The organism is Enterobacter sp. kpr-6 (assembly GCF_900116015.1).
Lineage (GTDB): Bacteria > Pseudomonadota > Gammaproteobacteria > Enterobacterales > Enterobacteriaceae > Enterobacter_D.
Map to the genome: position 1 here is coordinate 764742 of NZ_FOYH01000001.1, position 19915 is coordinate 784656.

General features: G+C 53.3%; 20 protein-coding genes and 1 pseudogene. 13 read left to right on the top strand and 8 right to left on the bottom strand.

Annotated features, from left to right (window positions below; translation table 11 throughout):
* Positions 1-228 precede the first annotated feature (228 nt).
* The 7 genes and pseudogenes from osmE to chbG all read left to right on the top strand — a co-directional run bounded on the left by osmE (position 229) and on the right by chbG (position 5957).
* Positions 229-570 (top strand): osmotically-inducible lipoprotein OsmE, encoded by a 342-nt coding sequence (gene osmE, locus BM373_RS03595; RefSeq protein ID WP_090459531.1) that lies wholly within the window; start codon positions 229-231, stop codon positions 568-570.
* 238 nt (positions 571-808) lie between these two features.
* Positions 809-1138, top strand: a pseudogene (locus BM373_RS03600) (PTS sugar transporter subunit IIB); the annotation flags it as partial.
* Between the two features lie 79 nt (positions 1139-1217).
* Entirely contained in the window at positions 1218-2576 is a 1359-nt protein-coding gene (chbC, locus tag BM373_RS03605) for a PTS N,N'-diacetylchitobiose transporter subunit IIC (RefSeq protein WP_090459536.1), read from the top strand.
* A 25-nt stretch (positions 2577-2601) separates the two neighbouring features.
* Positions 2602-2949 carry a PTS N,N'-diacetylchitobiose transporter subunit IIA gene (gene chbA, locus BM373_RS03610; protein WP_090459539.1) on the top strand — a complete coding sequence of 116 codons (348 nt, stop codon included), beginning with the start codon at positions 2602-2604 and terminating at the stop codon, positions 2947-2949.
* A gap of 29 nt (positions 2950-2978) precedes the next feature.
* Positions 2979-3803, top strand: coding sequence for a transcriptional regulator ChbR (chbR, locus tag BM373_RS03615; RefSeq protein WP_090459982.1), 825 nt, complete (start codon positions 2979-2981; stop codon positions 3801-3803).
* A gap of 37 nt (positions 3804-3840) precedes the next feature.
* Entirely contained in the window at positions 3841-5187 is a 1347-nt protein-coding gene (locus tag BM373_RS03620) for a 6-phospho-beta-glucosidase (RefSeq protein ID WP_090459542.1), read from the top strand.
* Positions 5188-5198: 11 nt separating this feature from the next.
* Positions 5199-5957 (top strand): chitin disaccharide deacetylase, encoded by a 759-nt coding sequence (chbG, locus tag BM373_RS03625; RefSeq protein WP_090459543.1) that lies wholly within the window; start codon positions 5199-5201, stop codon positions 5955-5957.
* A 57-nt stretch (positions 5958-6014) separates the two neighbouring features.
* Here the strand turns inward: chbG and katE are convergent, their stop codons facing one another.
* Positions 6015-8273 carry a catalase HPII gene (gene katE, locus BM373_RS03630; RefSeq protein ID WP_090459545.1) on the bottom strand — a complete coding sequence of 753 codons (2259 nt, stop codon included), beginning with the start codon at positions 8271-8273 and terminating at the stop codon, positions 6015-6017.
* A gap of 180 nt (positions 8274-8453) precedes the next feature.
* Between katE and cedA the strand changes: the two genes are divergently transcribed.
* Positions 8454-8726 (top strand): cell division activator CedA, encoded by a 273-nt coding sequence (cedA, locus tag BM373_RS03635; protein WP_177220116.1) that lies wholly within the window; start codon positions 8454-8456, stop codon positions 8724-8726.
* 59 nt (positions 8727-8785) lie between these two features.
* On the opposite strand, the gene BM373_RS03640 is transcribed toward cedA, so the two are convergent.
* The 4 genes from BM373_RS03640 to hxpB all read right to left on the bottom strand — a co-directional run bounded on the left by BM373_RS03640 (position 8786) and on the right by hxpB (position 12570).
* Positions 8786-10177, bottom strand: a complete 1392-nt coding sequence (locus BM373_RS03640; protein ID WP_090459550.1) for an L-cystine transporter — start codon at positions 10175-10177, stop codon at positions 8786-8788.
* A gap of 131 nt (positions 10178-10308) precedes the next feature.
* Positions 10309-10899, bottom strand: a complete 591-nt coding sequence (locus tag BM373_RS03645; RefSeq protein ID WP_090459552.1) for a metal-dependent hydrolase — start codon at positions 10897-10899, stop codon at positions 10309-10311.
* A 97-nt stretch (positions 10900-10996) separates the two neighbouring features.
* Positions 10997-11758 (bottom strand): 2-dehydro-3-deoxy-D-gluconate 5-dehydrogenase KduD, encoded by a 762-nt coding sequence (gene kduD, locus BM373_RS03650; protein WP_090459554.1) that lies wholly within the window; start codon positions 11756-11758, stop codon positions 10997-10999.
* A gap of 143 nt (positions 11759-11901) precedes the next feature.
* The gene (gene hxpB, locus BM373_RS03655; protein WP_090459556.1) at positions 11902-12570 is read right to left on the bottom strand and encodes a hexitol phosphatase HxpB; all 669 of its coding nucleotides are present in this window, start codon (positions 12568-12570) and stop codon (positions 11902-11904) included.
* Positions 12571-12715: 145 nt separating this feature from the next.
* Between hxpB and BM373_RS03660 the strand changes: the two genes are divergently transcribed.
* Positions 12716-13252: a YniB family protein gene (locus tag BM373_RS03660; protein ID WP_090459558.1), complete on the top strand. Its 537-nt coding sequence runs from the start codon at positions 12716-12718 to the stop codon at positions 13250-13252.
* Positions 13253-13291: 39 nt separating this feature from the next.
* Here the strand turns inward: BM373_RS03660 and BM373_RS03665 are convergent, their stop codons facing one another.
* The 3 genes from BM373_RS03665 to pfkB all read right to left on the bottom strand — a co-directional run bounded on the left by BM373_RS03665 (position 13292) and on the right by pfkB (position 15594).
* Positions 13292-14152 (bottom strand): fructosamine kinase family protein, encoded by an 861-nt coding sequence (locus tag BM373_RS03665; protein ID WP_090459560.1) that lies wholly within the window; start codon positions 14150-14152, stop codon positions 13292-13294.
* A 105-nt stretch (positions 14153-14257) separates the two neighbouring features.
* Positions 14258-14548, bottom strand: coding sequence for a type V toxin-antitoxin system endoribonuclease antitoxin GhoS (ghoS, locus tag BM373_RS03670; protein WP_090459563.1), 291 nt, complete (start codon positions 14546-14548; stop codon positions 14258-14260).
* Positions 14549-14661: 113 nt separating this feature from the next.
* Positions 14662-15594, bottom strand: a complete 933-nt coding sequence (pfkB, locus tag BM373_RS03675; protein ID WP_090459566.1) for a 6-phosphofructokinase II — start codon at positions 15592-15594, stop codon at positions 14662-14664.
* 291 nt (positions 15595-15885) lie between these two features.
* On the opposite strand from pfkB, the gene BM373_RS03680 reads away from it, so the two are divergent.
* From BM373_RS03680 to thrS, 4 genes are all read left to right on the top strand, one after another.
* On the top strand, positions 15886-16644 hold the full coding sequence (locus BM373_RS03680; RefSeq protein WP_090459569.1) for a DUF481 domain-containing protein: 759 nt from the start codon (positions 15886-15888) through the stop codon (positions 16642-16644).
* Between the two features lie 269 nt (positions 16645-16913).
* Positions 16914-17144: a hypothetical protein gene (locus tag BM373_RS03685; protein ID WP_090459571.1), complete on the top strand. Its 231-nt coding sequence runs from the start codon at positions 16914-16916 to the stop codon at positions 17142-17144.
* Positions 17145-17510: 366 nt separating this feature from the next.
* On the top strand, positions 17511-17726 hold the full coding sequence (gene fumD, locus BM373_RS03690; protein ID WP_090459574.1) for a fumarate hydratase FumD: 216 nt from the start codon (positions 17511-17513) through the stop codon (positions 17724-17726).
* 257 nt (positions 17727-17983) lie between these two features.
* Complete coding sequence (gene thrS, locus BM373_RS03695; RefSeq protein ID WP_090459575.1) at positions 17984-19912, top strand: threonine--tRNA ligase; 1929 nt, start codon at positions 17984-17986, stop codon at positions 19910-19912.
* Positions 19913-19915 lie beyond the last annotated feature (3 nt).

The window sequence follows — 19915 nt, forward strand, 5'->3', positions numbered from 1 at the left end:
GTCGGGCAGGTGTGAAGTTGTGATTTACTAAAACTAACCCTTTGTGGCTAAAACGACAAGGCGAGGCATTTCGGATGCGGCAAATTGCGCCGTTTCAGCAGCATCTGTCAGTTTTATTAGATTTTTCCGAAAGATATGCCATCTCTTTTTCAAAGTTGAAAAAAGTTATTTTATATTCCAGGCTTAGTTAACGCGCTGATACAACAGCGGATAACAAGAGGAAGGATTATGAATATGAAACTCGCAGGAATTATGGGTGCAGCGGCGGTAATGACTATGCTGGCGGGTTGTACCGCATACGATCGTACCAAAGATCAGGTGGCGACCCCGGTTGTTAAAGACGTGAAAAAAGGCATGAGCCGTGCGCAGGTTATGCAGGTTGCCGGCAAGCCCTCCTCTGAAGTCTCAATGATCCATGCACGTGGTACGTGCCAGACCTATATCCTGGGTCAACGTAATGGTAAAACAGAGACTTACTTCGTGGCGCTGGATGACACCGGCCACGTGATCAATTCGGGTTACCAGACGTGTGCGGAATACGATACCGATCCGCAGGCTCCTAAAGCCTAATCCCGTTTAGCTAACGCTTAAAAAGATACCGGCCTTTGTGCCGGTTTCTTTTTGTCTGAATACTTATTTCTTCTTGCGAATTATTCACTGAAATGTGAAGGCAATCATCCTGACAGGTCAACCACAGACAATTTAGGTTTGTGACGCGTTATCCCCACCATGCCCGATGCCGTATACTCCCCTCAACCAGAAACAAAAGTAATTCTCTGTTAATGGGCTAACTCGATCGTCCAAACAAAGGAAGGTTGTGATGGAAAAGAAACATATCTACCTGTTCTGTTCAGCGGGCATGTCTACGTCGCTGCTGGTCACGAAAATGCGCGCGCAAGCGGAAAAGTATGAAGTGCCTGTGGTCATTGATGCATTTCCTGAAACGCTGGCCGCTGAGAAAGGGCCTGACGCTGACGTTATTCTGTTAGGGCCGCAAATTGCCTATATGCTGCCGGAAATTCAGCGTCTGTTACCCAATAAACCTGTTGAAGTTATCGATACCCTTCATTACGGCAAAATTGATGGTCTGGCCGTACTTAAAAGTGCTGTGGCCGCCATTAAAAAAGCAGCCAGTTAATTTTTTATTTTTCCCGTCAAAGAGTCATTTCATCTATTCCGCCGCAGCGCTCCGCTGCGGCATTTAAGGATAATTTTTTATGAGCAGAGCAATAGATTCGCTTGAAAGATTTCTGCTTCCTTTTGCCGTTAAAATAGGAAAGCAACCGCACGTTAATGCCATCAAAAACGGTTTTATTAAATTAATGCCGCTGACGCTGGCGGGGGCCATGTTCGTATTAATAAATAACGTTTTCTTAAGTTTTGGCGAGGGATCGTTTTTTTATTCATTAGGTATCCGGCTGGATGCGTCAACTATTGAAACATTAAACGGATTTAAAACCATCGGCGGCAACGTCTATAACGGCACCCTGGGGATCATGTCGTTAATGGCACCGTTTTTTGTCGGTATGGCGCTGGCCGAAGAGCGCAAAGTCGATCCGATGGCCGCCGGTTTGCTGGCGGTGGCCTCTTTTATGACCGTCACCCCGTACAGCGTGGGGGATGCCTACGCCGTTGGCGCAAACTGGCTCGGCGGGGCGAATATTATTTCCGGGATTTTGATAGGCCTGGTGGTGGCGGAGATGTTCACCTTTGTGGTGCGCCGCAACTGGGTGATCCGCCTGCCGGAAAGCGTACCGCTGTCGGTTTCCCGCTCGTTCTCCGCGCTGATCCCCGGCTTCCTCATCCTCTCAGTGATGGGCATCCTCTCCTGGGCGCTGGCGGCGTGGGGCACCAACTTCCACCAGGTGATGCTCGATTCGGTGGCAAAACCGCTCTCCTCGATGGGCAGCGTGGTCGGCTGGGCGTATGTGATTTTCAACTCCCTGCTGTGGTTCTTCGGCGTGCATGGTTCGCTTGCACTGACCGCGCTGGAAAACGGCATTATGACGCCGTGGGCACTGGAAAACATGGCACTGTACCAGCAGTACGGCTCGGTTGAAGCGGCGCTGGCTGCCGGGAAAACCTTCCACGTCTGGGCAAAACCGATGCTCGATTCATACGTGCTGCTCGGCGGCTCCGGGGCCACGCTTGGGCTTATCATCGCCATCTTTATCGGTTCGCGCCGCGCTGACCATCGCCAGGTCGCTAAACTGGCGCTGCCTTCCGGCATCTTCCAGATTAACGAACCGATCCTCTTTGGCCTGCCGATTATCATGAACCCGGTGATGTTTATTCCGTTCGTGCTGGTGCAGCCGGTGCTGACGGCGATCATGTTAATCGCCTACTACATGGGCATCATTCCGCCGGTGACCAACATCGCGCCCTGGACGATGCCGAGCGGTCTGGCCGCCTTCTTTAATACCAACGGCAGCGTCGCGGCGTTTTGTGTGGCGATATTCAACCTTGGCGTTGCCACCCTGATTTATCTGCCGTTCGTGCTGGTCGCCAATAAAGCGCAGGCGACGATTGAAGAAGAAGAGAGCGAAGAAGATATCGCCAACGCACTGAAATTTTAATCACCGAACCCCGGGAGAAAAAACGATGTTAAATCTGGATGATGTGCCGGACACCGAACTGGCCACGGACGAACTGGAAGAAGTGGTGATGGGGTTAATCATTAACTCCGGACAGGCAAGAAGCCTGGCATATGCAGCGCTGGCGCTGGCAAAAGCAGGCGACTTTGCGGGTGCGCAGGCTAAAATGACACAGTCGCATTCTGCCCTTAACAAGGCGCACCGTGTCCAGACGCAGTTAATCGAGCGCGATCAGGGTGAAGGCAAAATGAAGGTCAGTCTGGTGCTGGTTCACGCCCAGGATCACCTGATGACCTCCATGCTGGCGCGCGAACTGATTGTTGAGTTGATCGCGCTTCACGAAAAAGTGCACTAAAACAGGAGTCACAGATGATGCCATCGCCGGTGTTAACTCAGGAAATCAAAACCGCCCGTGAACAGCAGTTGTTTAACGGACGCAATTTTCACGTCTTTATCTATAACAAGACCGAGAGCATCAGCGGGCTGCATCAGCATGACTACTACGAGTTCACTATCGTCCTGACGGGGCGTTACTATCAGGAAATTAACGGCAAGCGGGTTCTGCTTGAGCGCGGCGATTTTGTGTTTATCCCTATGGGGTCGCACCACCAGAGCTTTTACGAGTTTGGCGCAACGCGTATTCTCAACGTCGGCATCAGCCGGCAGTTTTTTGAAACGCACTATCTGCCGCTGCTGCCGTTCTGTTTTATCGCCTCGCAGGTTTATCACGTCAAAAATGCATTTTTAAGCTATATCGAGTCGGTGATCGCCTCGCTGAACTTTCGCGATAATGAATTTGATGAATTTATCGAAGTGGTGACCTTTTATATTATGAACCGCCTGCGCCATCATCGGGAAGAAACGGCGCAGGACACCATTCCATTATGGTTGAAAACCACCGTGGAAGAGATGCACGATAAATTAAAGTTCGGCGAAAACGCGATAGAAAATATGGTGAGTTTATCCGGCAAATCGCAGGAGTATTTAACGCGGGCAATGCAGCGTTATTATGCGAAAACGCCGATGCAGATTATTAATGAAATTCGCATTAATTTTGCCAAGAAGCAACTGGAAATCACCAATTTCTCGGTCACCGATATTGCCTATGAAGCGGGTTTTAGCAGTCCCGGATTATTTATTAAAACGTTTAAGAAGTTCACCTCTTTTACGCCGGGCAGCTACCGCAAGCATCTGACGACTATTAACTGAATGGCGGCGCGAGTCGGTCGCCCGGAAGGAGCAGATTATGGATCAGAAATTAAAAGTCGTGACAATTGGCGGCGGCAGCAGCTATACGCCTGAATTACTTGAAGGGTTTATTAAGCGCTATCACGAACTGCCGATTGATGAGCTCTGGCTGGTGGATGTCAAAGAGGGCGAAGAGAAGCTCAACATCATCTATGACCTCTGCCAGCGAATGATTGCAAAAGCGGGCGTGCCGATGAAAGTCTTTAAGTCGCTCGATCGCCGCGCCGCGTTGCAGGATGCCAGCTTTGTCACCACACAGTTGCGCGTCGGCCAGCTTCAGGCGCGTGAACTGGACGAGCGCATTCCGCTCAGCCACGGCTATCTCGGTCAGGAAACCAACGGCGCGGGCGGGCTGTTCAAGGGATTGCGCACCATCCCGGTGATTTTCGACATCATTAAAGACGTCGAAGAAATCTGCCCGCAGGCCTGGGTCATCAACTTTACCAACCCGGCGGGGATGGTGACGGAAGCGGTTTATCGCCACACAAACTTCAAACGCTTTATCGGCGTCTGCAATATTCCGATCGGCATGAAAATGTTTATCCGCGATGTGCTGGCGATGAAAGAAGAAGATGAGCTTTCCATCGATCTGTTTGGCCTCAACCACATGGTGTTTATTAAAGATGTGTGGGTGAACGGCGAATCGCGCTTCAGCGAGCTGATGGACGGCGTGGCCTCCGGGACGATGGCGGCGGCGTCGGTAAAAAATATTTTCGACCTGCCGTTCAGCGAAGGCCTTCTGCGGGCGCTGAATCTGCTGCCGTGCTCCTATTTGCTTTATTACATCAAGCAAAAAGAGATGCTGGCCATCGAGATGGGCGAATACTACAAGGGCGGCGTGCGTGCTCAGGTGGTGCAGAAGGTGGAGAAAGAGCTGTTCGATCTCTACAAAGATCCTGAGCTTGCGGTGAAGCCAAAAGCGCTGGAGCAGCGGGGCGGGGCCTATTACTCCGACGCCGCCTGCGAGGTGATCAACGCGATTTACAACGACAAACAGGTGGAGCACTACGTTAACGTGCCGCACCACGGGCAGATCGACAATATTCCGGCTGACTGGTCGGTGGAAATGACCTGTATCCTGGGCCGCGACGGGGCTAAACCGCACCCGCGCCTGACGCATTTTGACGAAAAAGTGCTGGGGCTGATCTACACCATCAAAGGTTTTGAGATTGCGGCAAGCCAGGCGGCGGTCAGCGGCGAATTGAACGATGTGCTGCTGGCGCTGAATTTAAGCCCGCTGATCCATTCCGACATGGATGCCGAAAAACTGGCGCGCGATATGCTGATCGCCCATCAGAAATGGCTGCCGCGCTTTGCCGGGGCGATCCACGCTTTTGACCAGTAAAGGAGAAGCAGATGGAACGCGTACTGATCGTAAATGCCGATGATTTTGGCCTCTGCCGGGCGCAAAACTACGGCATCGTTGAGGCGCATCGCAACGGGCTGGTGACGTCTACCACCGCGATGATGAATGCGCAGGCCGTGGAACATGCGGCGGCGCTGAGTCAGACGCTGCCGGACCTCGCGGTAGGGATGCATTTTGTGCTCACGCTGGGCGCGCCGCTGACGCCCATGCCGACGCTGACCCGCGACGGCCAGTTGGGTAAATGGGTGATGACGATGGCGGAAGAGGGCGACCTGCCGCTGGAGGAGATTGCCCGCGAACTGGACGCCCAGTATCAGCGCTTTATCGCTGTATTCGGACGTCCGCCGACCCACATCGACAGCCATCATCACGTGCATATGCAGGCCTCGATTTTCCCGCTGGTGGCGGCGTTTGCTAAAGAGAAAGGCGTGAAGCTGCGCATTGACCGCGATATTGTCCGTCAGTGCGGGTTAACGGCGGATGGTGCGCGCAGTACGGACGGGTTTTCCAGCGCGTTTTACGGCGAGGCGATTTCGCAGGCGCTGTTCCTGAAAACGCTGGATGATTCCACCGCACGCGGCGAGGCGTCGCTGGAGGTGATGTGTCATCCGTCGTTTGTTGATGCGACGCTGATGAACAGCAAGTACTGCTATCAACGGCTGGCTGAACTCGACGTGCTGACTTCGCCAGAGCTGAAAATGGCGGTGGCCGAACGCGGATACCGGCTGGGTAGCTGGCGCGATCTCTGACGCTATACAAAGAAAAAAACCGCCGCCAGGGAGGGCAGCGGTTTTCGTATGACGGCTTTACGCCGGAATCGCGCGGATTTTACTCGACCGCGACCAGACGCGGTGCGCAGCAAGTTGCGTCAGGAAGTCATCGACAAAACTTCCGCTGGCGCTGTCAGCCTCAACAATGCCTTCTTCCCCCTGCGTATCCACTCTCAGCGTTTGTTTGAACTGGCGGGCATCCCCGACCAGCGCAATCGGCTTCAGGTGCTTGTACGCTTCCAGCAGATAATAATTGGCGTCGCCGCTGGTAAACAGGCTGTCGAGCGTGCCGCCAGGGACGATCACGCCGTCCACCGTCAGCGACGGCGAACCGGCAAAGGTGCCTGCGATGGTAATAACGCTGCCGTCATCGGCGGTCAGTTCACCCATCCGGGAGTAGAGCAGTTTGGCATGAACGCCTTTCGCTTTTAGTCCTTGCAGAATGCTGAGCAGTTCGCTGGCCTGCACGCCTTCGTTCAGCAAAATCGCCACCACGCGACCCTTCACACCGCCATCCGGTACGGCATAGAGACTCAGGGCCGGATCTTTTTGCAGACCGTTGACCTCTTTCGGTGGCGCAATGTTGAGCTGCTCGTCGGTAAGCGTGATGCCGAGGTTTTTCGCCACCGCCTGGGCCAGCGTAATGTCGATGCGCACAAGCTGATCGACCACGCGCTCACGAATATAGGCGCGCACCACTTTGCTCAGTTCGAAGCTGAAGGCGTCAATAATATGCTGCTGCTCAAACGGCGTCTGGCTTTGCCAGAACAGGCGCGGGTGGGCGTAATATTCGCCAAACGACGGGCTGCGCTCGCGCACTTTGTGCCCTTCAACACGTTCCTGATAGCTTTCGAATCCGCCGCGGGAAGGCGCGGGCGGCGTCTCACGCGGCCAGTTGTCGTTGATCGAATTTGGCTCGTAGTTAGCCGGATTGGTATCAATATCCATGCGATGCATACCGTCGCGCTGGAAGTTGTGATACGGGCAGGTCGGGCGGTTGATCGGGATTTCGTGGAAGTTCGGCCCGCCGAGGCGACTGATCTGGGTGTCGGTATAGGAGAACAGACGGCCCTGTAACAGCGGATCGTTGGTAAAGTCCAGGCCGGGGACGATGTGACCAGGGTGGAACGCGGCCTGTTCGTTTTCGGCGAAGAAGTTATCCGGGTTGCGATTAAGCGTCATTTTACCGACGCGCTGCACCGGCACCAGTTCTTCGGGGATCAGTTTGGTCGGATCGAGCAGATCGAAGTCGAATTTGAACTCGTCCTCTTCAGGGATCAACTGCAATCCCAGTTCATATTCCGGGTAATCGCCGGCTTCAATCGACTCCCACAGATCGCGGCGGTGGAAATCAGGATCGCGCCCGGTCAGTTTTTGCGATTCGTCCCAGACCAGCGACGCTTTCCCGGCGACCGGTTTCCAGTGGAAGCGAACAAACGTGCCTTTGCCTTCGGCATTAACCAGCCGGAAGGTGTGAATACCGAAGCCTTCCATGGTGCGGTAGCTGCGCGGAATGCCGCGATCCGACATCGCCCAGATCACGTTATGCAGCGTTTCCGGTTGCAGCGACACATAATCCCAGAAGGTGTCGTGGGCGCTTTGCCCCTGCGGGATCGCCCAGTGCGGCTCTGGTTTTACCGCGTGAACAAAATCGGGAAACTTATGCGCGTCCTGAATGAAAAACACCGGCGTGTTGTTACCGACGAGATCGAAAATACCCTCTTCGGTATAAAACTTGGTGGCGAAACCGCGAATATCACGCACCGTATCCGCGGAACCGGCCCCGCCCTGAACGGTGGAGAAGCGCACAAACACCGGGGTAATTTTATCGGGATCGGAGAGGAAATTGGCTTTGGTAATGTCGCTCAGGCTTTTATAAGGCTGGAAGTAGCCGTGCGCGGCCGAGCCACGGGCGTGAACAATACGCTCCGGGATACGCTCGTGGTCAAAGTGGGTGATTTTCTCACGCAGAATAAAATCTTCCAGCAGCGTCGGCCCACGCGTACCGGCGCGCAGCGAGTTCTGATCGTCTGCAATGCGCACCCCCTGATTGGTGGTGAGCGCATAATTTTCGCTGCCCTTACGAAAGGTTTCCAGCGAGTTGAGCTTTTCATTCGAGGTGTCCGGCGCTTTCAGGCTGCCGGGGGCCGTTGGCTGCTCGCCCGGCGGCGTAGGTTCAGGTGTCGGGCGGTGGGAGTTATCTTCAGGGGCGAGGGAGTCCAGCCCCGGTTTGGATTCACTGGCGTCATGCACCGGTGAGGGGTGGAATTTTGGGTTTTTCTCATTATCGGACATTGCACACATCTCCTGCTTTTATGGCTGATATGACCTCAAGACCTTATTAAAGATAGAACAATCTGCCATGTTGACGGCTAAGCCTGCCTGACGATTTTTCACGGGGCGTGGAGAGGAAAAGCAGCGGGGCGCGACGAACCGGGGTGCAATCAGCTATGATAGGGATTGCCCGTTTGTAGAATTTGCTTTAGTGAACCGTTGCTTATGAAATCATTCCGTCAACAAAATCGCCCTGTCATTAGCTATGTGCCACGCGTGGAGCCCGCCCCGCCCGATCATGCCCTGAAAGTCGACGGGTTACGGGATGTGTGGCAGTTGCGCGGAAAATTTGTCGCCTTTGTGTTAATGGGCGATCACTTCCGGCGCTCACCGGCGTTTGGCGTGGCAGAAGCAGCCCAGCGCTGGGCGGATCAGATGCGGCAGGAAGGGGAAATTGATGAAGGTAAGGCGTAGCGCGGTGTACGCAGAAATTCGATAAAAAAAGTCCGGCAACGTTGCCGGACTTTTTTGTTTTAGCGATGCGCCAGTTCGGCGTCTTCTTCGCTGTCGAGAACCGTTTTATCGGTTTGCTTCAGCCACTGGCTGGTGAGCGTCCCGGCGGTCATCGAACCGCTCACGTTCAGCGCGGTGCGGCCCATGTCGATCAGCGGTTCAACAGAAATCAGCAGCGCTACCAGGGTGACCGGCAGCCCCATCGCGGGCAGCACAATCAGCGCGGCGAAGGTTGCGCCACCGCCCACACCCGCCACACCGGCGGAGCTGACGGTTACGATACCCACCAGGGTGGCAATCCACATCGGGTCCAGCGGGTTAATGCCCACGGTCGGCGCAACCATCACCGCCAGCATTGCCGGGTACAGACCCGCACAACCGTTCTGACCAATGGTGGCACCAAAAGAGGCGGAGAAGCTGGCGATGGATTCCGGCACGCCCAGACGACGGGTTTGCGCTTCGACGTTCAGCGGAATAGACGCGGCGCTGGAGCGGCTGGTGAAAGCAAAGGTCAGCACCGGCCAGACTTTGCGGAAGTATTTCAGCGGGCTGATGCCGTTCGCGCCCAGCAGGATGCCGTGCACCACAAACATGATCGCCAGGCCCAGGTAGGACGCGATCACGAAGCTGCCGAGTTTAATGATGTCCTGCATGTTAGAACCGGCGACCACTTTGGTCATCAGCGCCAGCACGCCGTACGGCGTCAGTTGCATCACCAGACGCACCAGCTTCATCACCCAGCTTTGCAGCGTGTCGATGGCGGTCAGTACGCGCTGGCCTTTCGGCGCATCATCTTTCAGCAGCTTGAGCGCTGCCACACCGAGGAATGCGGCGAAGATCACCACGCTGATAATCGAGGTCGGATTCGCCCCGGTCAGATCGGCAAACGGGTTTTTCGGCACGAAGGAGAGCAGCAGTTGCGGCACGCTCAGATCGGCAACTTTGCCCGCGTAGTTGGTTTCAATGGCGGTCAGGCGCGCGGTTTCCGCAGTGCCCTGTACCAGCCCTTCAGCGGTCAGGCCAAACAGATTGGTGACCAGCACACCTACCAGCGCGGCAATCAGCGTGGTAAACAGCAGGGTGCCGATGGTCAGGAAGCTGATTTTACCCAACTGGGAAGCGTTGTGCAGACGGGCCACCGCGCTCAGGATCGAGGCGAAGACCAGTGGCATAACGATCATTTGCAGCAGTTGCACATAGCCGTTACCGACGACGTTAAACCACTGAATGGAGTCTTTCAGTACCGGGTTGTCGCTGCCATAAATAAGCTGAAGCGCGAAGCCAAAGATGACGCCGATGACCAGACCTGTCAGCACTTTTTTTGCCAGGCTCCACTGTTTGTTGCGGGTTTGCGCCAGCAGCAACAGCAAAGCCACGAACACCACAATGTTCGCGATTAATGGAAAATTCATCCCCAATCTCCTGATTTATTATCCGATGGCGTCATTAACGCCTCTCTTGTTGGCGCAAGGTTAGCAGAAGTGTGATGCAGCGCTTATATCCAAATGGAATGGGTTATAAAAAAACGCGTCGTTTAGCCTGGTTATTGTTCAATCTGGTGATGAATAAAACGATTAAACTCCGATTGCAGCGAATTGATCATCTCGGATGACCAGCGCACTGCACTGTTTTCGGGCAACGACTGCGGCATCCATACCGCCCAGGTAAAGAGCGCCATGCATAATACCCGCTCCAGTTGATTGCCTTTTTGCGGCATCAGGATCGGCAGGCGGAAGCGCCAGCGGCACGGCCAGAGCAGCGGCACGCCAGCGGGCGTTAGCATGTCGGCAAGAATATGGCTCAAGTAACCGAGCACCAGGCCCTGCAGCGCATCCGCCGGAATGAGCCAGCTATCAGGCACTTTAAGATAGAAGAGGGTGAGGGCGATAAACACCGCCAGCAGGCTGTGCGTAAATCCCCGGTGCCCAAAGGCGCGGGCGATGGGTTTGGAGATCCATTTCATGCGCTGGCCGAGGGTTGATTTCGGGTGGTCAATATCCGGCAGCAGACAGGTCAGGATCGCAGAAGGAATAATATGCCACCAGTCACTCTGCGCCAGCACAGGGGTCAGCTCAGCGTTTTTGGCAAACACTGCGCAGGCAATGGAAAAAAGGAAGTGGCCTTCCGCCGTCATGATCAAACCCACCAAACTGTCGAAGTATACAGTATAGGGTTTTTATACAGTAGGCGGAAGTAGTGACGGTGTAACTCTTTGTCACAATCATTTAACGCTAGCGAGCCAGCCAGCCGCCATCCACCGCGAGGGTGTAGCCATTGATATAGTCTGATGCCTGCGAGCTAAGAAACACCGCCGCACCCTGCATATCTTCTGGCTTGCCCCAGCGCCCGGCGGGAATACGATCGAGGATTTCCTGATTGCGCTGCGCATCTTCACGCAGTTGCTGGGTGTTATTGGTGGCCATGTAACCTGGGGCGATGGCATTGACGTTGATGTTATGCGCTGCCCACTCATTAGCCAGCAGGCGCGTCAGTCCCATCACACCGCTTTTAGAGGCGGTATAAGAGGGCACCCGGATGCCGCCCTGAAATGAAAGCATGGAAGCAATGTTAATGATTTTGCCGCCGCCGCCCTGCGCGACGAACTGGCGTGCCACCGACTGGGAAAGGAAAAATACCGATTTCAGATTGAGGTTAATAACGTCATCCCAGTCCTTTTCGTTGAAGTCGAGCGCGTCGGCGCGGCGGATGGTTCCGGCGTTATTGACCAGAATGTCCACGTGGCCCATTTTCGCGACGGTTTCACTGACGACATTTTCCAGCGCCGCCTGCTGGCTTAAATCGGCCTGAATCGCCATAAAGCGACGGCCCAGTGCGCTGACTTTCTGTTCGGTTTCATGCGGGTATTTGCGGTTCACACCGACAATGTCACATCCCGCTTCGGCAAGCCCGACGCTGATCCCCTGACCAAGCCCGGTATCACAGCCGGTTACAATGGCGACTTTTCCTTTAAGACTAAAGGCATCCAGTATCATATTTACTCCGGCTGACAGGGTTAGGAAGGCGTAGCGCCTGATGAAAGGATCATAGAAGGAAGGCCAGGGAAACTCAAATGTTTGTGAAATAGCGTTTCAGAAAAATTGATGCGGGTAACAAAGTCATTGTTACCCGCCGGAAATCAGCCGCGCAGATGGGCGACGGTGAGTTCTTCAAGAGAAGTCAGTTTAACGTCTGCCAGCGCGTAACGGGCATCCTGCTGGTTGGCGTGCTCCGGTACCACAATGGAGCGCATCCGCGCCGCTTTGGAGGCGATCATCCCGTTTACGGAATCTTCCAGCGCCACACAGGTGAGCGAGGAGACACCCAGCTTCGCCGCGCAATCAAGATAGACCTGCGGATGCGGTTTGCTGTACGGCAGCGCTTCAGCGGAAGCCAGCGCGTCAAAGTAATCCGTCAGTTCAAACATCACCAGCACCTTTTCCAGCATATGCAGGGGAGACGCAGACGCCAGGCCGACTTTCAGCCCTTCAGCTTTACACAGTGCCAGCGCCTCGCGCACGCCGGGCAGTAACGGGCGTTCCTCTTCAACCAGCGACAGGGAGCGGGCGATGATCCGCTGCGTTACTTCCTGTCTGTCCGGGCCGGTCCAGGGTTGCTGGGCGTACCACAGCTCCACCACCATATCAATGCGCAGGCCGAGCGTATCCGGCAGCTCGTGGCGGCGGGTGATATCCACGCCTAAACTTGCCATGACCTCCAGTTCAGCGCGATCCCAGAGAGGCTCGGAATCGACGAGTAATCCATCCATATCGAAAATTGCAGCAAGAATTTGACGCGGGGTTGACATCACAACCTCTCCTTATCAGTCAGTAAAGCGGGAAGTAAAGGTTCAGTATGGTTACTCCTGCATAATAGCGCCTTTAAAGATCGGGCGAAAATGAATATGAGAAGGTAGACTTAGGCCAAATGGAACGTCTTCACGAGGGGAATTCATGACGTATCAACAAGCTGGACGCATTGCTGTGCTTAAACGCGTTTTGGGATGGGTAATTTTTATCCCGGCGGTGATCTCGACGATTATTTCTGTACTGAAATTTATGTATGAGCATAGCGAAAAGCAGCCAGGCATTAACGCTGTGATGCTGGACTTTGCGCATGTGATGATTGAAATGATGCGTTTTAACACGCCATTCCTCAATTTCTTCTGGTACAACTCGCCGCTGCCTGATTTTCGCCAGCAGGCTAACATCGGCTTCTGGGTGATCTACATCCTGATTTTTATCGGCCTTGCACTTCAGGCCTCGGGTGCGCGCATGAGCCGGCAGGCCCGTTTTCTGCGCGAAAGTGTTGAGGATCAGATGATCCTTGAGAACGCCAAAGGCGCACAGGGGATGAGCCGGGAAGAGATCGAGTCGCGGATCGTGGTGCCGCGTCATACCATTCTGGTGCAGGTTTTCCCGCTGTATGTTCTGCCCATCGTTATTGTGGTGGCAGGATACTTCTTCTTTAAACTGCTCGGCTTTTTGTAATACGGATTACCCGGCGGTATGCGCCGCCGGGCTCTGCAATCATGCTGCAAGTACCCGCTCCAGCGCTTTCTGCGCCGTCACCAGATGTTGCCCGCCAAATAAAATCGCCCGGTTAAACAGCGTGTAGAGCTGATACAGCGGCTGGCGCTCAAGAAAATCCGCCGGAAGAGGTGAAACGGACTGATAGCCGTCATAAATCTGTGGCGGCTGATCGGGATGCAGCGGCAGCATCGCCAGATCGCATTCCCTGTCTCCCCAGTAGCAGGCCGGATCGAAAATGATCGGCCCGTTGGGTCCCAGCGCACAGTTCGCTGACCACAGATCGCCATGCAACAACGATGGCTGTGGCTGATGCGATGCCAGCCGCTGTTGAATATGTTCAACGATGGCGTCGATGTTGCCGAACTCCAGCCCTTTTTCTGCCGCCAGTTCGAGTTGCCAGCCAATACGTTGTTCAGCAAAGAAGGTTGACCAGCGCCGCTGCCAGGCGTTGGGCTGCGGCGTGGTGGAGAGATCGTTGTCAAAATCCAGACCGAACTGCGGCTGGTCGCTCCACTGATGCAGGCGGGCAAGTTGCTGACCCAGCAGAAAGGCATTGTGCGCATCGAGGGGACGGCAGGGAAGGTAATCCATCACCAGAAAGCTGTAATCCCGATCGCTTCCCACCGCGTGTACCGCCGGGACATTGACCGTCTGGCTTCGGGAGAGCAGTTCAAGCTGGTCCGCTTCCGCTGTAAAAATGGGCAGGAGTTCGCGGTCATCGCATTTGACGAAATAATCGCGTCCCCCATGACGCAGATGCCAGGCGGCGTGGATCTCCCCGCCGGGCAGCTCAGTGCGAAGCTCGGTCTCTCCTTCGCCCCATTGCTCATTTAACAGACGACTGATTGCTTGCCACATGATGTCTCTCCCCATGTTATCTGCCAGATCATAAGGTTAGCGCACGACTGCAATGTAAAACTCGAGCTTACGCACACCTGCGGCAGCGGGTGGACGCAATGGCATTTATTGCTGCTCTTTAAGCCAGGCGTCCCAGTGAGTCACGGTCACGTCTGGTTTTTTGTCCAGCGCACTTTCCGCGAGAGCGGCGGCCTGCGCTTTGACTTCCTCTTCGTTCAGCGTGCTGACCAGACCAAACGTATTGGTGCCCAGTTCATGCACTTTGCCGTCATCATCGGTCAGCGTCAGTAAAAAGCCAGCGCGGGTAAAATCGTTATTCAGTTCGTTGATTTCCGTCAGGCTGTCTTCGTGAAATTTAATCGTTACTACATAGCGAGTGACGTCACCGCTGCTCATAATTAACCCCATTGTTATCATGAAATTTTTTTAGCATAGCTGATATCAACAATTTGGCGACCATCAGCGGGTATGGTTTTCCCCCGGTCCATCCGGGCGGGGGAAGCAGGGCGCTAGCGTCGGTTCAGGTAGTCGTAAATTTTGAGCGTGTCATCGCGCGCGCAGAGGCGGGTGCCCTGATTGATGGTGGCCGCGCTCCCGGCAGCCACGCCGAAGCGGACCATATCTTCCAGCGAGGCTTCTTCAGCCAGCTTCAGCGTCATGGCACCGACCATGCTGTCACCGGCACCCACGGTACTCTGGCTTTTCATCGGCGGCGGCACCACCTGCACGCAACTGCTGGCATCGACTGCCAGCGCGCCCTGCGGACCTAATGAGACCACCACCCGTTGCGCTTTGCCGCTGTTGACCAGTTCCTGTGCGGCGTCTTTAACGTCGTCCGGCTGCGTCAGCTCACGATCCACCAGCGCGCTGAGTTCTTTCTGATTCGGTTTCACCAGTTCAATATTGCCGATTTCCAGCGCGGCGGTCAGGGCCTCACCTGAACTGTCAACGATGCAGCGGATCCCCTGGCGCTGGGCCGCTTTGATTAACTGAACCAGATTTTCCACCTTGACGCCGGGCGGGAGACTGCCGCTGATCACCAGCAGCGCGCCGCTTTCAATTGCCAGCACTTTTTCTTCAAGCTGACGGAATTCGTCTTCGCTAAGGGTTGCGCCAGGCATTACGAAGCGGTACTGCTCGCCGCTGGATTCGACATGGACGTGCAGGTTTTGCCGCGTCCAGTCTTTGGTTTCCACACACTGCACGGGTACATGCTCGTCGGCCAGCAGGCTGGTGAGATGCTCACCCGTGGCACCGCCAGCAGGGAAGATGGCCGTGGCTTTACCGCCTAAATGGGCAATCGCGCGGGCAACATTAATACCGCCGCCGCCGGGTTCAAATACCGGCACGGTACAACGGAGCTTACCTTCGGGATAAATCTGCGGGGTCAGCGTCGCGCTATCCAGTGAAGGCGCGAGCGTTAACGTATAGACAGGTATCATATAACCTCCTTTTAACAGGGACAGGTTAAGCCTGGCATTGATTCAACAGATGTAAATGTAAATAAGGGTATGATTTCTCAAATAAAGGCTAAGCAAATTTTACCTAAGTCTTTATAAAGGAATGACGGTTTTGAGATCTCTCTTATTCAAAAAATGAAATAAGAATTCATTGCTATGTTATTGGAGCCTTTTTATAATTTGTTACCTTTCACGGGATAATGAATTATTGATCCTGCTGTGAGTTTCCGGGACCGTGTTGGTCTCTTTTTTTGCTGTACGGACTCCTTATAAATGAAGCTTTTAAAGACACTACCCGCTGTTGCTATGCTTGCGGGAGGCGTGTTTGCGTCATTCAATGCTGCCGCAGATGATACCGTTTTTACTGTTATGGATGACCCCTCAACTGCTCAGAAGCCTTTTGAAGGCAATCTGAACGCAGGTTACCTGGCCCAGTCAGGTAATACCAAAAGCTCCTCGCTGACCGCTGATTCCACCCTGACCTGGTATGGCAATACTACCGCATGGTCATTGTGGGGTAACGCCAGCAACACCTCTTCCAACGACGAGCGTTCTTCTGAGAAGTACGCGGTAGGCGGACGTTCTCGTTTCAACGTGACCGATGCGGATTACCTGTTCGGGCAGGCGAGCTGGTTGACTGACCGTTACAACGGCTACCGTCAACGCGATGTGGCGACCGCCGGTTATGGTCGTCAGTTCATGAACGGGCCGGTGCACAGCCTGCGTTTTGAATTCGGTCCGGGTGTCCGTTATGACGAGTACACCGATGGCGACAACGAAACTCAGCCGCTGGGTTATGCGTCCGGGACTTACGCCTGGCAGATGACCGATTCCACCAAATTCACGCAAGGGGTTTCTGTGTTCGGTGCCGATGACACCACGCTGAACTCTGAGACTGCGCTGAATGTGGCCATCAACGAACACTTTGGCCTCAAAGTGGCGTACAACGTGACCTGGAACTCTGAACCGCCAGCGTCCGCCCCTGAGCATACCGACCGCAGAACGGTCGTATCGTTGGGTTACAAAATGTAATTGATATCGGGTCGGAAATTCCGGCCCGAATTTTTATTATTATCATTTTATGCGCTTAAAATAACTGACTATTGTTTTATTAAAATAAAAATGCCTTTCCTTCATAATTTCTCCTTAATTCCCTCGTTTCACGACATGTTCAATTAATTTGACACTTTTTGATAAATATTTCGACTATGCAAAAGTGTGATCCAGCTCTAAACTTACGTTCATGAGCTATTTTGGCTCACGGCCATACGGTATTAATTCGAAAAAAGAGAAGAAACAATATGAATACTATCAAAACTGTCGCTGCTGCTGCGGTGCTTTCTGCACTTTCCTTCGGCGCATTTGCCGCCCCTGTTTATAACACTGTCAGCGATACCAGCAAGCCAACTGCTTCTTTCCACGCTACGGATATCGAAGCAGGCTCAAACATTCAACCTGGCGCACAATCTACAGGGCGCTCTATGGATGATGCTTTTGATGCTCATACACTGGTCGCAGGTGAGTGGTATTAATACTCACTGCCGTTATTCCCGGTATGCATCAAAATATTGTTTGAGTTGTTAATAAAAAACCGGCGTTTGTTGTACCGGTTTTTTTATAAATACTGTGTTGGCGTAAATTAACGCATAGAATGTCATTCCGTGTCTTTATTTTAAAAGTTGCATATGTGTTTTTAACATTTCGCTTTTATCCCTTCTGATTTTATCCTTTGTTAAATAATGTGTTGACCATCGCGCCGTGCGCTTCTTAAGATTTAACTCAATTGCGGCTCTCGCCCGACTGTTACCCTGGTACAACCGGTAATCTCACTATTCGCTTGACGTTAACGTTATTTTTCGATGAGCTAAGCTCATAAAGATAATGACAAAGAGGCGGCTATGGGGAATCAGTCAAAAGACGAAGCGCTGTATCAGGAAATGTGTCGGGTCGTGGGAAAAGTGGTTCTGGAAATGCGCGATCTCGGCCAGGAGCCGAAACACATCGTCATTGCGGGCGTTTTGCGTACCTCTCTCGCCAATACGCGCATTGCGCGCACTGAATTAACCAAAGAAGCGATGGAGCAGGTAATCCGGGCGCTGACCAACATCTCCTGAAAGAACTGCACGTATCTGAATGGTTATAAAGGTATTAAGCAACGGGACGGGGATCACACTGGCCTTTAAACCCGGTACAGAGACGTGTACTATCAGGGGTGAGCTTATCATCAGGCACCAGGGGTGCTTTTGTTTTAATAAAGCACAGATTCTGCAGAGTGAAGCTGAAAACCCTGTTTAACTTGTTGATAATTAATTGAAATAGTATTTTGTATGTGCTCTTTCGTGTGGGGCACCACTGCAAATAAGGAAATAAAATGCCTGTAATTACTCTTCCTGATGGCAGTCAACGTCAGTTCGACCGCGCCATTAGCCCTATGGATGTTGCGCTGGATATCGGCCCAGGTCTTGCAAAAGCCTGCATCGCCGGTCGCGTTAACGGTGAACTGGTTGATGCCTCCGATCTGATCGAAAACGATGCGCAACTGGCTATCATCACCGCAAAAGACGAAGACGGTCTGGAGATCATTCGTCACTCCTGCGCGCACCTGTTAGGTCATGCGATCAAGCAACTCTGGCCGAACACCAAAATGGCCATCGGCCCTGTCGTAGACAACGGTTTCTACTATGACATTGACCTTGACCATACGCTGACTCAGGAAGATATCGACGCGCTCGAAAAACGCATGCACGAGCTCGCCGAAACGAACTATGACGTCATCAAAAAGGCAGTGAGCTGGCATGAAGCGCGCGAAACTTTCGTTAAGCGCGGCGAAAGCTACAAAGTCACTATCCTTGATGAAAATATTGCCCATGATGACAAGCCAGGCTTGTATCATCATCAGGAATACATCGACATGTGCCGTGGACCGCACGTGCCGAATATGCGTTTCTGCCATCACTTTAAACTGATGAAAACCGCAGGGGCGTACTGGCGTGGCGACAGCAACAATAAAATGTTGCAGCGTATTTACGGTACTGCCTGGGCCGATAAAAAAGCCCTGAATGCCTATCTGCAGCGCCTTGAAGAAGCCGCTAAACGCGATCACCGTAAAATCGGTAAGCAGCTTGACCTGTATCATATGCAGGAAGAAGCGCCGGGTATGGTATTCTGGCATAACGATGGCTGGACTATCTTCCGTGAGCTGGAAACTTTCGTACGGTCTAAACTGAAAGAGTACCAGTATCAGGAAGTGAAAGGCCCGTTCATGATGGACCGTGTGCTGTGGGAAAAAACCGGCCACTGGGACAACTATAAAGATGCAATGTTTACCACCTCTTCTGAGAACCGTGAATATTGTATCAAGCCGATGAACTGCCCGGGTCACGTGCAAATCTTCAATCAGGGTTTAAAATCCTATCGTGACCTGCCGCTGCGTATGGCGGAATTTGGTAGTTGTCACCGTAACGAGCCGTCGGGCGCGTTACATGGGCTGATGCGTGTACGCGGGTTCACTCAGGATGACGCACATATCTTCTGTACGGAAGAGCAGGTGCGTGATGAAGTGAACGCTTGTATTCGTTTGGTCTACGATATGTACAGCACCTTTGGCTTCGAGAAAATCGTCGTCAAGCTCTCCACTCGTCCGGATAAACGTATCGGCAGTGACGAGATGTGGGATCGTGCTGAGGCGGACCTGGCTGTTGCGCTGGAAGAAAACAATATCCCGTTTGAGTATCAACTGGGTGAAGGCGCATTCTATGGTCCGAAAATTGAGTTTACACTGTATGACTGCCTCGATCGTGCGTGGCAATGCGGCACTGTACAGCTGGACTTCTCCCTGCCGTCTCGTCTTGGAGCCTCCTATGTGGGCGAAAGCAACGAGCGTCAGGTACCTGTGATGATTCACCGTGCAATTCTGGGATCGCTTGAACGCTTTATTGGCATCCTGACTGAAGAATTTGCGGGCTTCTTCCCGACCTGGATCGCACCAGTGCAGGTAGTCGTCATGAATATCACAGATTCTCAGGCTGAATACGTTAACGAATTGACCCATAAACTGCAAAATGCGGGCATTCGCGTAAAAGCGGACTTGAGAAACGAGAAGATTGGCTTTAAAATCCGCGAGCACACTTTACGTCGTGTCCCTTACATGTTGGTTTGTGGTGACAAAGAGGTTGAAGCCGGCAAAGTAGCCGTGCGTACCCGTCGTGGTAAAGACCTGGGTAGCCTGGACGTAAATGAAGTTATCGAGAAGCTGCAACAAGAGATTCGCAGCCGCAGTCTTCAACAACTGGAGGAATAAGGT

Coding starts and splice junctions, on each gene's coding strand:
- kduD (WP_090459554.1), bottom strand. CDS start 11,758: ATGATACTGGATGCCTTTAGTCTTAAAGGAAAAGTCGCCATTGTAACC.
- chbA (WP_090459539.1), top strand. CDS start 2,602: ATGTTAAATCTGGATGATGTGCCGGACACCGAACTGGCCACGGACGAA.
- hxpB (WP_090459556.1), bottom strand. CDS start 12,570: ATGTCAACCCCGCGTCAAATTCTTGCTGCAATTTTCGATATGGATGGA.
- fumD (WP_090459574.1), top strand. CDS start 17,511: ATGGGGAATCAGTCAAAAGACGAAGCGCTGTATCAGGAAATGTGTCGG.
- BM373_RS03640 (WP_090459550.1), bottom strand. CDS start 10,177: ATGAATTTTCCATTAATCGCGAACATTGTGGTGTTCGTGGCTTTGCTG.
- BM373_RS03645 (WP_090459552.1), bottom strand. CDS start 10,899: ATGACGGCGGAAGGCCACTTCCTTTTTTCCATTGCCTGCGCAGTGTTT.
- chbG (WP_090459543.1), top strand. CDS start 5,199: ATGGAACGCGTACTGATCGTAAATGCCGATGATTTTGGCCTCTGCCGG.
- thrS (WP_090459575.1), top strand. CDS start 17,984: ATGCCTGTAATTACTCTTCCTGATGGCAGTCAACGTCAGTTCGACCGC.
- BM373_RS03665 (WP_090459560.1), bottom strand. CDS start 14,152: ATGTGGCAAGCAATCAGTCGTCTGTTAAATGAGCAATGGGGCGAAGGA.
- ghoS (WP_090459563.1), bottom strand. CDS start 14,548: ATGAGCAGCGGTGACGTCACTCGCTATGTAGTAACGATTAAATTTCAC.
- osmE (WP_090459531.1), top strand. CDS start 229: ATGAATATGAAACTCGCAGGAATTATGGGTGCAGCGGCGGTAATGACT.
- BM373_RS03685 (WP_090459571.1), top strand. CDS start 16,914: ATGAATACTATCAAAACTGTCGCTGCTGCTGCGGTGCTTTCTGCACTT.
- BM373_RS03680 (WP_090459569.1), top strand. CDS start 15,886: ATGAAGCTTTTAAAGACACTACCCGCTGTTGCTATGCTTGCGGGAGGC.
- pfkB (WP_090459566.1), bottom strand. CDS start 15,594: ATGATACCTGTCTATACGTTAACGCTCGCGCCTTCACTGGATAGCGCG.
- BM373_RS03620 (WP_090459542.1), top strand. CDS start 3,841: ATGGATCAGAAATTAAAAGTCGTGACAATTGGCGGCGGCAGCAGCTAT.
- katE (WP_090459545.1), bottom strand. CDS start 8,273: ATGTCCGATAATGAGAAAAACCCAAAATTCCACCCCTCACCGGTGCAT.
- BM373_RS03660 (WP_090459558.1), top strand. CDS start 12,716: ATGACGTATCAACAAGCTGGACGCATTGCTGTGCTTAAACGCGTTTTG.
- chbC (WP_090459536.1), top strand. CDS start 1,218: ATGAGCAGAGCAATAGATTCGCTTGAAAGATTTCTGCTTCCTTTTGCC.